Annotated in this window: 9 protein-coding genes and 1 other RNA gene; 6 read left to right on the top strand and 4 right to left on the bottom strand. The window is 69.3% G+C overall.

Annotated features, from left to right (window positions below; genetic code table 11):
• The first annotated feature begins 47 nt into the window (after positions 1-47).
• From ffs to ABIB38_RS22290, 5 genes are all read left to right on the top strand, one after another.
• Positions 48-146, top strand: an RNA gene (gene ffs, locus ABIB38_RS22310) — signal recognition particle sRNA small type.
• Positions 147-329: 183 nt separating this feature from the next.
• A complete protein-coding gene (locus ABIB38_RS22305; protein WP_429206888.1) occupies positions 330-2,501 on the top strand; it encodes a DNA polymerase III subunit gamma/tau in 2,172 nt (723 codons plus the stop codon).
• Positions 2,502-2,550: 49 nt separating this feature from the next.
• The gene (locus tag ABIB38_RS22300; RefSeq protein ID WP_005671283.1) at positions 2,551-2,880 is read left to right on the top strand and encodes a YbaB/EbfC family nucleoid-associated protein; all 330 of its coding nucleotides are present in this window, start codon (positions 2,551-2,553) and stop codon (positions 2,878-2,880) included.
• A 48-nt stretch (positions 2,881-2,928) separates the two neighbouring features.
• Entirely contained in the window at positions 2,929-3,519 is a 591-nt protein-coding gene (recR, locus tag ABIB38_RS22295; RefSeq protein WP_429206887.1) for a recombination mediator RecR, read from the top strand.
• Positions 3,520-3,625: 106 nt separating this feature from the next.
• Entirely contained in the window at positions 3,626-4,795 is a 1,170-nt protein-coding gene (locus ABIB38_RS22290) for a glycosyltransferase (protein WP_429206886.1), read from the top strand.
• Here the strand turns inward: ABIB38_RS22290 and ABIB38_RS22285 are convergent.
• Positions 4,786-5,103 carry a hypothetical protein gene (locus tag ABIB38_RS22285; RefSeq protein ID WP_429206885.1) on the bottom strand — a complete coding sequence of 106 codons (318 nt, stop codon included), beginning with the start codon at positions 5,101-5,103 and terminating at the stop codon, positions 4,786-4,788. The two genes, ABIB38_RS22290 and ABIB38_RS22285, sit on opposite strands and share 10 nt — an antisense overlap.
• Before the next feature lie 277 nt (positions 5,104-5,380).
• Here ABIB38_RS22285 and ABIB38_RS22280 point away from each other — a divergent pair, with 277 nt between their 5' ends.
• The gene (locus ABIB38_RS22280; protein ID WP_429206884.1) at positions 5,381-7,873 is read left to right on the top strand and encodes a penicillin acylase family protein; all 2,493 of its coding nucleotides are present in this window, start codon (positions 5,381-5,383) and stop codon (positions 7,871-7,873) included.
• Positions 7,874-8,069: 196 nt separating this feature from the next.
• On the opposite strand, the gene ABIB38_RS22275 is transcribed toward ABIB38_RS22280, so the two are convergent.
• The 3 genes from ABIB38_RS22275 to ABIB38_RS22265 form a co-directional block, all read right to left on the bottom strand.
• Positions 8,070-10,268 (bottom strand): putative bifunctional diguanylate cyclase/phosphodiesterase, encoded by a 2,199-nt coding sequence (locus ABIB38_RS22275; protein ID WP_429206883.1) that lies wholly within the window; start codon positions 10,266-10,268, stop codon positions 8,070-8,072.
• Between the two features lies 1 nt (position 10,269).
• Positions 10,270-13,176 carry a response regulator gene (locus ABIB38_RS22270; protein ID WP_429206882.1) on the bottom strand — a complete coding sequence of 969 codons (2,907 nt, stop codon included), beginning with the start codon at positions 13,174-13,176 and terminating at the stop codon, positions 10,270-10,272.
• A gap of 54 nt (positions 13,177-13,230) precedes the next feature.
• On the bottom strand, positions 13,231-13,460 hold a 230-nt coding region (locus tag ABIB38_RS22265), incomplete at its 5' end, for a hypothetical protein (RefSeq protein ID WP_429206881.1).

Raw genomic sequence — 13,460 nt, 5'->3', positions numbered from 1 at the left:
CCCCCGTCATTTCCCCAAACGGCATGCGCTGGGGTATAATGAGCGCTGGCGGGCCCCTGCGCATTGTGGCATGGTTTACCTGGTCAGGTCGGGAACGAAGCAGCCAAAGCCGTTTACCGCAAGTGCCGCAGATCAGGCTCGCCTCCTGTCTCCTTCTCGTAGCTTCTCGTCGTATCTCCTCGTCGCATCTCCTTTCTTCCGCCGTATCTCCCTTTCTTGTCGTATCGCGTTGGCGTTTGCACGCCTGTGCCTCCGTTTTGCATTCCCGTTATACAAGCGCCTGCCCGCGGATTGTTCGCGACGACCGCCATCTGCGGTAAAATCGTGGCATGTCCTATCAAGTCCTCGCCCGCAAATACCGTCCCAAGAACTTCGACACGCTGGTTGGCCAGGAGCACGTCGTCCGTGCGCTGACCCATGCCTTGCGCACCGAGCGGCTGCACCATGCCTATCTGTTCACGGGCACGCGCGGGGTCGGCAAGACCACCCTGTCGCGCATCCTGGCCAAGTCGCTCAATTGCATCGGGCCGGACGGGCAGGGCGGCATCACCGCCGAGCCATGCGGGCAATGCGAGGCCTGCCGCGCGATCGACGCCGGCCGCTTCGTCGACTATATCGAGATGGACGCGGCGTCCAACCGCGGCGTGGACGAGATGGCCCAGCTGCTGGAACAGGCGGTCTACGCGCCGAGCAATGCGCGCTTCAAGGTCTACATGATCGACGAGGTGCACATGCTCACCAACCACGCGTTCAACGCGATGCTCAAGACGCTCGAAGAACCGCCGCCGCACGTCAAGTTCATCCTGGCGACCACCGATCCGCAAAAGATCCCCGTGACGGTGCTGTCGCGCTGCCTCCAGTTCAATCTCAAGCAAATGCCGCCGGGCCATATCGTCGGCCACCTCGAGAACATCCTGGGCCAGGAAGGCGTGAGCTTCGAGCAGCCTGCGCTGCGCCTGCTGGCGCAAGGCGCGCACGGCTCGATGCGCGACGCGCTGTCGCTCACCGACCAGGCGATCGCCTATGCGGCCGGCCAGGTCACGCTCGATGCGGTGCAGGGCATGCTCGGCGCGCTCGACCAATCCTACCTGGTGCGCCTGCTCGACGCGCTGGCGGCGTCGGACGGCGCCGACCTGATGGCGGTGGCCGACGAGATGGCCAGCCGCAGCCTGTCGTACAACGGCGCGCTGCAAGACCTGGGCACCTTGCTGCACCGGATCGCGCTGGCGCAGTCGGTGCCCGGCGCCGTGCCGCAGGACTTGCCCGAGCTGGCCGACATCATGCGCCTGGCCGGGGTGTTCGATGCCCAGGAAGTGCAGCTGTATTACCAGATCGCCGTGCACGGCCGTAACGAGATCGGCCTGGCGCCGGACGACTATGCCGGCTTCACCATGACCCTGCTGCGCATGCTGGCCTTTCGCCCCGGACAGGGCGGGGCAGAAGCATCGGCCGCACCGCCCGCAGCGGTAGGCGCGGCGCCTGCGCGCGCCGCCGCCGCGGCCGCCGCCAGCCATGCGGCGGTGACGCCGCGCCCGGCAGCGCCGTCGGCCACCGCATCTGCTACCCCCTCGGCTGCACCGCCAGCGCCGGCGCCCGCGCAGCCCAGTGCGCCGACGGCCGCCGCCGCCCCCGGCGCGCCGGCAATGACGTCGGCGCGGGCCGCGATCAATGCGGCGCTGGAGGCGGCGCGCGCCGCCTCGGGCATCCGCACCCCACCCAAGCGGCCGGCGGCCGAACCGGTCGCGCCGGCGCCAGCGGCGCCGCCGTCCCCGGCTGCGCCGCCGGCGGCGCCCGGACCGTCGGCCGCGCTGCCGTCCCATGGCGTCGGCATGCAGGCGCGCGCCGCTTCCGCGCCGCCGCCGTGGGAGGGCGGGCAGCCGCAGGCCATGGCCCGGCAGCAGCCGGCAATGCAGGCCCGCCAGCCGCAGCCGCAGCCGCAGCCGCAGCCGCAGCAGCAGTCGCAGCCGGAAGACGACGTGCCGTCCTGGGTAACCGATTTTTCCGATGACACCGCCGTCGCCGCCGAGGCGGCGGCCGTGGTCGCGCCCGCGTCCCAGGTGCGTGCGCCGGCCGCGCCGCCGCACGCCTACGTCGTCACGCCGGTGCCCGAGATCGATTGGGACGGCAACTGGCCGGCGCTGGCCGGCAGCCTGCCGCTGCGCGGCGTGGCCCAGCAGCTGGCGCTGCAGACCGAACTGGTCGCCTGCGTCGTGAACGACCGCGCCGTCACCTTCAAGCTGCGCGTGCCGGTCGATACGCTGCGCGCCAGCGGCAATAGCGAGAAGCTGGCGACTGCGCTGCAAGAACATTTCCCCGACTTCCGCGTGAGCGTGGAGTCCGAGATCGGCCCGGTATGGTATACAGCTGGGGCCGAACAGAAAGCGGCGCGCGAAGAACGCCAGCGCCTGGCCGAGTCCATCGTCGCCGCCGATCCTTTCGTGCAGGAGCTCGAGCGACGCTTCGACGCGTTCGTCGTGCCCGGCTCGGTCAAGGTCGCCTGAGCGTGTCGCTGCCGATCAATCACCCATCCGACTTTTGGAGAAACCCACCATGATGAAAAACCAGCTCGCAGGCTTGATGAAACAGGCGCAAGCCATGCAGGACAATATGAAGAAGGCGCAGGAGCAGCTGGCTCAGATCGAAGTCGAAGGCCAGTCGGGCGCCGGCCTGGTGAAGGTCGTCATGACCTGCAAGAACGACGTCAAGCGCGTCACCATCGACCCGTCGCTGCTGGGCGACGACCGCGACATGCTGGAAGACCTGGTTGCGGCCGCGTTCAACGACGCCGTGCGCAAGGCCGAGGCCACCGCCGCCGAAAAGATGAGCGGCCTGACCGCCGGCATGCCGGGCCTGCCGCCCGGCTTCAAGATGCCTTTCTGATCCATTGATACCAGTCCCGGCCGGTGCCTGCCGGCGGGACGCTCCCCCATGTCGACCTCGCTCGAATTTCTCATCGAATCGCTGCGCCGCCTGCCGGGCGTGGGCCCCAAGTCGGCCCAGCGCATGGCGTTCCACCTGTTGCAGCACGACCGCGAGGGCGCCGCGCAACTGTCGCGCGCGCTCTACCAGGCGGTCGACACGGTGCACCATTGCGCCAAGTGCAATACCTTCTCCGACATCGAAATTTGCGCGCTATGCGCCGACGCGGAGCGCGACCATACCCTGCTGTGCGTGGTCGAGACCCCGGCCGACCAGATCATGATCGAGCAAACGCTCACCTGGCGCGGCCTGTACTTCGTGCTGATGGGCCGGCTGTCGCCGCTGGACGGCATCGGCCCGCGCGACCTCGCCCTGGACAAGCTCGTCAACCGCGCCACCGATGGCGTCGTCGGCGAAGTGGTGCTCGCAACCAATTTCACCAACGAGGGCGAAGCCACGGCCCATTACATCAGCGAAATGCTCAAGGCGCGTGGCCTGAAGGTCAGTCGCCTGGCGCGCGGCGTGCCGGTGGGCGGAGAGCTAGAGTATGTCGACGCCGGCACGATCGCGCGCGCCATGCTCGACCGCCGCAGCGCATAATGTCCGCCATCTCGATCCGGTAGCGCGGTCCCTGGACACATGGCCTGCGTGCGCGCAAACCTGGTTGGCGGGCCGTTGCTATCGTGTTCCTTTCTGCGGACCATCCATGCACCTCGTCGATCTCACGATGTTCTATGCCGCGGAAGGCGGCGGCGTCAGCACTTACCTGAACGCCAAGTCGCGCTGGCTGCGGCGCCGGGCGCGGGCGCGGCATACCATCCTCAGTCCCAACATCGAGACCGAGGCCTCGCCGACGCGCCTGCGCGTGCCCGGCCTGGCCTTGCCCGGCTTCCATGGCTATCGCATGCCGGTGTCGGTGGCCGCGATCGAACGCCGCCTGTGCATGCTGCAGCCCGACCTGGTCGAAGTCGGCGACGCCGGGCACTGCGCCTGGGCCGCGCTGCGCGCGCGCGACCGGCTGGGCATCCCGGCCGTGGCCTTCTATCACTCCGATCTGCCGCGCCTGGTCGAAAACCGCTTCGGCCCGCAGGCGGCTCTGTTCGTTCGGCGCTACCTTGCGCGCCTCTATAGCCAGTTCGACCTGGTGCTGGCGCCGAGCCGGCTGATGGTCGGGCAACTGCGGGCGATGGGAGTGGAGGGAGCGCTGCACCAGCCGCTCGGCATCGATTGCGGCGTCTTCCGTCCGGACCTTCGCGACGGCGCCTTGCGCGAGCAACTGGGGCTGGCGCCCGGGGTATGCCTGCTGGTCTATGCCGGACGCTTTACGCCAGACAAGAAACTGGATGTGCTGATCGCGGCGATGCACCGGCTCGGTCCCGGTTTCCACCTGCTGATGGTGGGCCCCGGCGAGGCCGCGCTCGACGCCGCACGGGGCGCCCGGGTCAGCCGCCTGCCGTTCCAGCGCGACCAGCGCGCGCTGGCCAGCATCCTGGCCAGTTGCGACCTGCTGGTGCATCCGGGCGATTGCGAGACCTTTGGCTTGATCGTGCTCGAGGCAATGGGGTGCGGACTGCCGGTGGTGGCGGCGGGCGCCGGCGGCCTTGCCGAACTGGTCGACGACGACACGGGCGAGCTGGCGCGGCCCAACTGCCCCGACAGCCTGGCCGAAGCGATCAGGCACGTGGCGACCCGCGACCTCGCGGCGCTCGGCGCCAATGCGCGGCGCAAGGTCGAAACGTCATTCGACTGGGAAGCGGTGTTCGCCCAACTGCAAATGCATTATTGCAGCTTGCTACCGCAGGACGCACCGGACTGCGGACCCTGGCGCCAGGCGCAGGGCGCGCAGTCCTATGCGCGGGCGGGTTATTACCAGTAGGGGCCCCAGTAGCCGCCACGATAGCGCGGACCCCAGGCGCCATACGCGCCGACGCCGGTGCCGACGCGCTGCAATTCCTCGCGCGTGCCCAGGTGCAGCACGCATTCGCGCCAGGGATCGGTGTTCGCGCTATAGCCGAGCTGGCTGCACGCCGGACCGTAGATACTCATGAGTTGCGCCATATCAGCCTGCGCGCGCGCCGCCTTTTCTTGCGGCGTCGAACAGGCCGCGGCCAGCAGGGCCAGACCGATGGCGGCGGATGCGCGCGCGATGGCAGGCATCCGCGCGCCTTTGTTGACGTTTTGCATGACAGTTCCTCCCGCCGCCTCGCGCGGCATGATTCCAGAATAGCATCGCCGATACGCGCAGCGTGTGCGATAGCCAACGAAGCATGAGATTTCTTCAGCTGCCTCAGGTTCGGATATGGGGACGGATGGGGCTGCCTTCAACGACAACAGCAGGTACGGTGCGGGGAGCGTCGCGGTGCGCACGTCGTGTCGCGCGCGGTCAGGTATTTTCTCGAGCCGACCGGCTTCGGCCGTGAGTTTTCTGGCAAGATACGCCCCCAAAACGAGGAGGAGACGTATGAACGGTTCGCCGGGCAAGTCCCGATGGAAGACCTGGACCCTGCGCGGGGCCGGGGCGCTGCTGGCGCTCGTGCTGCTGGCCTTGCTGGCCGCCTGGCTGTTCCTGCGCGCCAGCCTGGCCCAGCTCGACGGCGAGCGCCGCGTGGCCGGCCTGGCCGGCGACGTCACGGTCGAGCGGGATGCCGGCGGGGTGCCGCTGATCAGCGGCGCCAGCCGGCTCGACGTCGCCTATGCGACCGGCTTCGTGCATGGCCAGGAGCGCTTCTTCCAGATGGACTTGCTGCGCCGCACGGCGGCCGGAGAGCTGGCCGAGCTGTTCGGCCCGGCGGCGCTGCCCACCGACCGCACGCACCGTCTGCACCGCTTCCGCGCCCGCGCGCTGGACACGCTGGCGCGCCTGCCGGCGCCGGAACGTGCGCTGCTGGAACGCTATGCGCAAGGCGTCAACGAAGGCCTCGACGCGCTCGGCGCGCGGCCCTTCGAATACGCGCTGACCGGCGTGGCGCCGCGGCCGTGGACGGCGCCCGATTCGCTGCTGGTGGTGTGGGCCATGTACATCGACCTGCAAGGCGCCCAGCAGGCGCGCGAACTGGCGCGTGGCTGGCTGCGCACGCACAGCGACGCGGCGCAGCTGGCTTTCCTGCTGCCCGAGGCGAGCGCGTACGATGTGACCCTTGACGTGACCCTCGATGCGACCCGCGGCGCCTCACCGGGCCAGGGCGCGGCAAGGGTGGCGAGCCCCTTGCCGCCGCGGGCGCCGGCCTGGTGGGGCAAGGCGCCGCAGGCATCGGGCGCGCCGGTCAGGCTGGCCGGCCTGGAAGTCACCGATTCGGTCGGCAGCAACAACTATGCGCTGGCCGGCAGCCGGAGCAGCACCGGCGCGGCCATCGTGGCCGACGACATGCACCTGGGCCTGCGGCTGCCGAACATCTGGTACCGCCTCGCGCTGCGCTTTCCCGATCCAGGCGCGCCCGGCGGCCAGCGCCGCCTGGCCGGCGTCAGCCTGCCCGGGGCGCCGCCGTCCGTCATCGTCGGCAGCAACGGCCAGGTGGCCTGGGCCTTCACCAACAGCTATGCCGATTCGCTCGACCTGGTCGAACTGCGGGTCGACCCGGCCCGTCCGAACCAGGTGGGTCTGCCGGGCGGCTGGGAGACGCCGCGCGCGCATGTCGAGACGATCGCCGTGAAAGGCGCCGCGACCGAGCGCATGGTCGTGCGCGAGACCTCGCTCGGCCCGATCCGCGAGGTGGCGGGACGCAGCTATGCGCTGCACTGGATCGCCCACGATCCGGCCGCGCTCAACATGAATCACCTGAAGCTCGAGAGGGTGGCCAGCGTCGAGGATGCGCTGACCGCCGCCGCCATCAACGGCATCCCGGCCCAGAACTTCGTCGCCGGCGACGTGCAGGGAAACATCGGCTGGACCATCGCCGGCCTGCTGCCGCGCCGCGCCGCCGAGGGTCAGGCAGCAGCAGCGGGCGGCCTTGCAGCCGGCGTTGGGGCTGGATTCCCGCTCGCCGCCGGCAGCACGGCCCAGACCTGGAGCGAAGCGCTGCCGTACGCCGACTACCCGCGCATCGTCAATCCCGCCGATGGCCAGATCACGACCGCCAACAGCCGCCAGCTGCTTGGGGCGGGCTCCTCGCTGCTGGGCGACGGCGGCTACGACCTGGGCCAGCGCAACCGCCAGCTGCACGAGGGTTTGCAGGCCATGGGCGGCCAGGTCGACGTGCGCCGCGCCTTCGACGCGGCCCTGGACGACCGCGCGATCCTGGTCGGCCAGTGGCGCCAGCGCGCCCTGGCCGCGCTCGATGCGCACGCGCTCGCCGGCCAGCCGCAGCGCGCCGAGTTCCGGCGCCTGCTGGAGACCAGCTGGAGCGGGCGCGCCAGCGTGGAGTCGGTCGGCTATCGCCTGGCGCGCGACTTCATGTGGGCCGTGCACGACCTGCTGTACGGCGGCGTCAATGCTGCGCTCAAGGAGATCGATCCCAAGGCCAGCGCGGCCGCGGCCAGCGCGCGCTGGCCGGCGGTGGCGGCGCGCCTGCTGGACGAACGGCCGCAGGGCTGGCTGCCGGCCGGCCATGCCTCATGGCGCGACCTGGAGCTGGCCGCGGTGGACCGCGCCATCGCGGCCCTGCTTGACGCCGGCACGCCGCTGGCCGAAGCCACCTGGGGCCAGCGCAACACCGCCGACATCGCGCATCCGATCAGCATGGCCGTGCCCGCGCTGCGCCGCTGGCTCGCCGCGCCGGGCCAGCCGCTGGCGGGCGACGCCCACATGCCGCGCGTGGCCGGACCGAAGTTCGGCCAGTCGGAACGGCTGACCGTGTCGCCGGGACGCGAAGAGGAGGGCTTGTACAATATGCCGGGCGGGCAGAGCGGGCATCCCTTGTCGCCGTTCTTCCTGCTCGACCACGCGGCCTGGGTCGAGGGCAAGCCGGCGCCGCTGCTGCCGGGGGCGGTGAAGCATACGCTGCGGTTCGTGCCGTGAGCGCAAGGCCGAATTCCCGCTTTTGTAAACCCTGGCACGTCGTTCCTGCCCTCGCCGGGCGCCTTGGCGGGAACCTCAGGTTGCATGCAGCCAGGCTGCGTTCGATCCAAGTCACAGCGGTACGAACTTAGGTTCCCGCCTGCGCGGGAACGACGGTTCTGAGGCTGCTGGCCGGCGATACGGCGCGTCGCCACCACTACTTCGCCGGCAAGGCCTGCTGCGCATGCCGCAGCATCTCGGTGATCTTCTCGGCGCTGGACGGATGACCCAGGTAGTAGCCCTGCACCATGTCGCAGCCATACTCCTCGAGCAGCATGAGCTGCTCGCCGGTCTCGACGCCCTCGGCCACCACCACCATCTTGAGGCCGTGGGCCATGGCGATGATGGCGCGCGTGATGGCGGCGTTCTCCGAGTCCTGCGGCAGGCCGGCGATGAAGCTGCGGTCGATCTTGAGGGCCCGCACGTCGAAGCGCTTCAGGTAATTCATCGATGAATAGCCGGTGCCGAAGTCGTCGATCGACAGGTGCACGCCGATGCCGCGCAGCTGCTCGAGCGTGACCAGCGTGGCGCGCGCATCGTCCATCAAGGTGCCTTCGGTCAGCTCCAGTTCCAGCAGGCGCGGTTCGAGCCCGGTCTCGGTCAGGGCCGACAGCACGATCTGCGACAGGTTCTCGTCCTTGAACTGCTTGGCCGACAGGTTGACCGCGATGCGCAACAGGCGCCGCGTCAGGCGCTGCCAGGCGCGCGCCTGGCGACAGGCGGTGCGCAGCACCCATTCGCCGATCGGGACGATCAGGCCGGTCTCCTCGGCCAGCGGGATGAATTCGGTCGGCGGCACCAGTCCGCGTTCGGGATGGCGCCAGCGCACCAGGGCCTCGACCCCCACGATCTCGGAAGTGCGCACGTCGCGCTGCGGCTGGTAGACCAGGTACAGCTCGTCGTTCTGCAGCGCGCGGCGCAAGCCCACCTCGAGCTTCACGTGGCTCATGATCTGCATCGTCAGCGAAGAGCTGTACAGCTTGGCGTTGTTCTTGCCGCAGTTCTTGGCGTGGTACATCGCCGTGTCGGCGAATTTGAGCAGCGAGCCGCAATCGTCGCCATCCTCGGGAAACAGCGAGATGCCGATGCTGGCGGTGACGAAGATCTCGTTGCCCTCGATGAGAAAGGGCCGCCGCATCGCTTCCTTGACGCGGGTGGCGACGTTCAGCGCATGCTCGACCCGCTCCAGGTCGGGAATCAGGATGGTGAATTCGTCGCCGCCCAGGCGCGCGAGGTTGGCGGCGTCGCCGGCTCCCCGCTGCGCGCCGTGCTGGGCACCGTGTTCGATGCCTTCGCCGCGCGAGACCAGGTCGCTGGGACGGGTGGTCTCGCGCAGTCGGTCCGAGACCATCTTGAGCAGCTGGTCGCCGGCGTTGTGGCCCAGCGTGTCGTTGATGCGCTTGAAGGCGTCGAGGTCCATGAACAGCACCGCGAACTTCTTGTTGCCGATCTTGGCGCGCTGCAGCTCGCGCTCGAGCGTCTCGAGAAAGGCCTGGCGGTTGGGAATGCCGGTCAGCCCGTCGCAGTAGGCCAGGCGCCGGATCTGCTCCTCGGCGCGCTTGCGTTCGCTGATGTCGCGCACCAGGCCCAGCACCTCGGATGGGCTGGTGGCCACCAGGCGCGCCTCGAAGTGCAGCACCTCGCCGCAGTCGATCAGTTCGTACTCGACCGAGCGCACCTGCTGGGTGGCGAGCACGGTCTTCATCTGCTCCAGCATGCGCGCCGCGATCTCGGGCGGCAGGGTGTCGGACAGGTGCTTGCCGATGAAGCGCGCGCTCATCGGAGGAGCGCTGGCCGGGTGTCCCGGACACGACTGGCCGGGCCGCTCCTGGCCGGGCCGTTCCTGGCCGGGTTCGTAGTCGAGATAGAAGCCGTCCGCGTTCAGGCGAAAGAAGGTGTCGGGGATGGCTTCGAGCACGGCGCGGTTCTGGGCGTCGGCGATGCGCAGGCGCGCGATGGCGTCGCTGGCGCGCAGCACGTACAGCACGCGGTGGCCGAGGATCGGCCAGTTGATCGGCTTGGAGACGAAGTCGGTGGCGCCGACCTCGTAGGCCTGGGTCACGGCCTCGACGTCGTCGCTGCCGGTGACCATGACGATCGGGACGCAGGCGCCATCCTTCTCGGCGGCGCGGATCGTGCGGCAAGCCGTGAAGCCGTCCATGCGCGGCATGTCGACGTCCATCAGGATCAGGTCGGGATGGCGCGCGCGCGCCAGTCCGACCGCTTCCAGGCCGTCGCCGGCCTCGATGCCGTCCATCCCGACCTGGGCCAGCATCTCGAGCATCAATAGGCGCATGACGGGATCGTCGTCGGCGACGAGCACGGTCCCGCGCTGGGTGGAGGCAAATGCAGGCATCTCAGGATTCCTTTTCAAGCAGGGCGTGGAGCGACTGGCGCACCGATTGGAATTCGCGCTCCATGTCGGCCAGCAGGGGCGCGGCGCCGTCGACGGCGCCGCTGCGGCCGAGTTGTTCGAGGTCGCGGCAGGCCGCGGCCAGGCGCGCCGCACCGATGTTGGCGCTGGCCGACTTGAGGCCGTGGGCGATGCGGCGCAGGGCTTCGGCGTCGCGCGTGGTTACTGCCTGGCGCAGCGCCTGCAGGTGGCGCGGGGTGTCGCCCACGTAGGCGTTGATCACCTTCTGCACCAGAACGTCACCGGCGTCGCGGCTCAGCGCGCGGATGTTGTCGAGGGCGGCGCGGTCGACCGGGTTGTCCCGCGGCGGCGGCTGCGGCGATGGAGGCAGTGATGGAGGCAATGCGGGCGACGGCTGGTAGGCCAGGGCCGGCGCGGCGTCGTCGTCGTGGTGGCGCTCGGCCAGCACCGGCAGCGCCACCCAGCGCCCGATCACGGCCGCCAGCTGCTGCTGGGTGAAGGGCTTGGACAGGTAGTCGTCCATGCCGGCCGCGAGGCAGGCTTCGCGGTCGCCCTGCAGCGCGTTGGCGGTGATCGCGATCACCGGCAAGGTGCGCGCGCGGCCCGCCTCGCGCTCGTGGCGCCGGATTTCCCCGGTCGCCGCGAAGCCGTCCATCACCGGCATCTGGCAATCCATCAGCACCGCGTCCCAGCCGCCTTCGTGCACCGCATGCAGCGCTTCCTGGCCGTTGGTGGCGCAGTGGGTTTCCAGGCCCAGACTCTCCAGCATGGCCCTGGCCACTTCGACGTTGACGGGATTGTCCTCGGCCAGCAGCACGCGCCGCGCGCGCCGTACCGGCTGCTGGGGCGCCATCGGGGCCGGCCTGGCGGTCCCGAACGCCGCCGTCGCGGCATGCGCCCCAGCCGGCGCGGCGGCGGCAGCCGGATGATGCAGCCGCGCCGCGCGCGCCGTCAGGCAGGCGTACAAGTCGGCCGCGCGCGCCGGCTTGACCAGCTGGTAGGCCACGCCGGCCTCGCGCCGCTGGACCGGATCGGCGGCCAGCCGCTCGGGACTGAGCAGCACGAAATGGGTATTGATCGGGGTCGAACGCGCCATCCCCTCGGCACGCACCGAGGCCGCCAGCGCCAGGCCGCTGGTCTGGGTCAGCTCCATGTCGAGCACCGCCGCATCATACGGGCGGCCGGCGCGCGCCGTGCTCACCAGGTGCTCGAAGGCGGCCGCCGCGCTGCCCACGCCCTCGCACGTCGCGCGCCAGGTTTCCAGCTGCTGCACCAGCTCGTTGCGGCTGGCGTCCTGTTCGTCCACCACCAGCACCCGCAGCCCCTCCAGCGTGTGCTGGCGGTGGCCGGGGGCGTCGGGATCGACGCGGCGCTTGTCGAAGCCGAGCGTGAACCAGAAGATCGAGCCCTGCCTGGGCGCGTTCTCGACGCCGATCGTGCCCTTCATGAGTTCGACCAGCTGCTTCGAGATGGCCAGGCCCAGGCCGGTGCCGCCATACTTGCGGGTGGTGGAATCGTCGGCCTGCGAGAAGGCGTTGAAGATGCGCGCGCGCGCGTCGCGCGAGATGCCGATGCCGGTGTCGTGCACCTCGAAGCGCAGCGTCACCCGCTGCGCGTCTTCGCCGGCCACCCGCACCCGCGCCATGATGCGCCCCTCGTTGGTGAACTTGATCGCATTGCCGAGCAGGTTGGCCATGATCTGGCGCAGCCGGTTCGGGTCGCCGCAAATCGCCACCGGAATGTCGTTGGCGATGTCGAAGTCGCAGCCCAGGCCCTTTGCAGCGGCCTGCGGGGTGTAGACGTTGTGGATGTCGTCCAGCAGGTCCCACAGGTTGAAGTTGATGTATTCGATGGTCAGCTTGCCGGCCTCGATCTTGGAGAAGTCGAGGATGTCGTTGATGATCACCAGGAGGTGCTCGCCCGAGCGCTTGACCAGCTGCGTGTAGCTGCGCTGGGCGTCGGTCAGCTCGGTGGCCAGCAGCATCTCGGTCATGCCCAGCACCCCGTTCATCGGGGTGCGGATCTCGTGGCTCATGGTGGCCAGAAAACCGCTCTTGGCGCGGCTGGCCGCTTCGGCCGCGTTCTTGGCCTTTTCCAGCTGCTCGGTGCGCACGCCGACCTGGCGTTCCAGTTCGTCGCGATGGTGCAGCAGGGCCGCCCCGCGGTCCTCGATCTGGGCCAGCATGGTGTTGAAGCTGTCGATCAGCACGCCCAGTTCGTCGTTGCGCTTGTGTTGCACGCGCAGGCCGTAGTTCTGGCTGGCCGAGACCTTCTGCGCGGCCTGGATCAACTTGGCGATCGGCTCGGCGATGCTGCGCTTGAGCGGCCGCGCCAGTCCCAGCGAGACCAGCAGCGCGGCCCCCATCGCCAGCCCGATCACGACCAGGCTGGCCAGGATGTCGAGCCACATCGGCAGCAGGTCGGCCTCGATCATGATCGCGCCGACCGCCAGCTCGCCGTGGCGCACCTCCTGCACCACGCGCATGTGGCGCGACAGCAGGGAGCGGCCGGCGCGGTTGGCATCGATCAGCGTCTCGGGCCCGAGGTCGTCCAGCACGGGCAGTGCGGCGCCCAGGCGCGACGGCGCACGGTACTCGGCCAGCGCACGGCCGAAACGGTCGTACAGCACCGCCGCCGAGATGTGCTGCTGCGCTTCCAGCGCCGCCAGGGTGGCGCCGGCCTGGCGCCGGTCGACCAGCAGCAGGTCGCCGGCCGTGGCGGCGCCGATCACGCGCGCGAAGGCGGCCAGTTGCAGGCTCTCGGCCTGGCGGTGATTGATGATGGAGGTGACGGCGAAGGCGCAGAACACGAACAGCAGCGCAGTCGCCGTCGAGAGCAGCGAGAGGATGTTCAACTTCCGGTTCAGGCTCGAGCGCTCGAAATTCTGCATCGTGATTCCCGCAAACGGCACAGCGCAGCGGATCCGGCAACGGTGCAGATCCTCCTAGCGGGCAAGAGCCCGCAGGAAAAAAATATACGGCCTAGGTGAGAGGCCAGTTTTGCGAATCCGCAAATGTGGCAAACGGAACAATTCCATCGCGCAATTACCATCGACGGGAACAAAAGAAAGGGCGCCGCAGTGAACTGACCCCCAAAAGTTGGACACAACTTTTGGGGGTTTTTCATGACCAAGTACGATGAGCAGTTCAAGCTCGCAGTCGTGCAAGAATATTT

This window comes from Massilia sp. UYP11 (genome assembly GCF_050434805.1).
Taxonomy (GTDB): Bacteria; Pseudomonadota; Gammaproteobacteria; order Burkholderiales; family Burkholderiaceae_D; genus Telluria.
The sequence above is the reverse complement of the archived record's forward strand: the minus strand, read 5'-3'. Positions and strand labels throughout refer to the sequence as shown.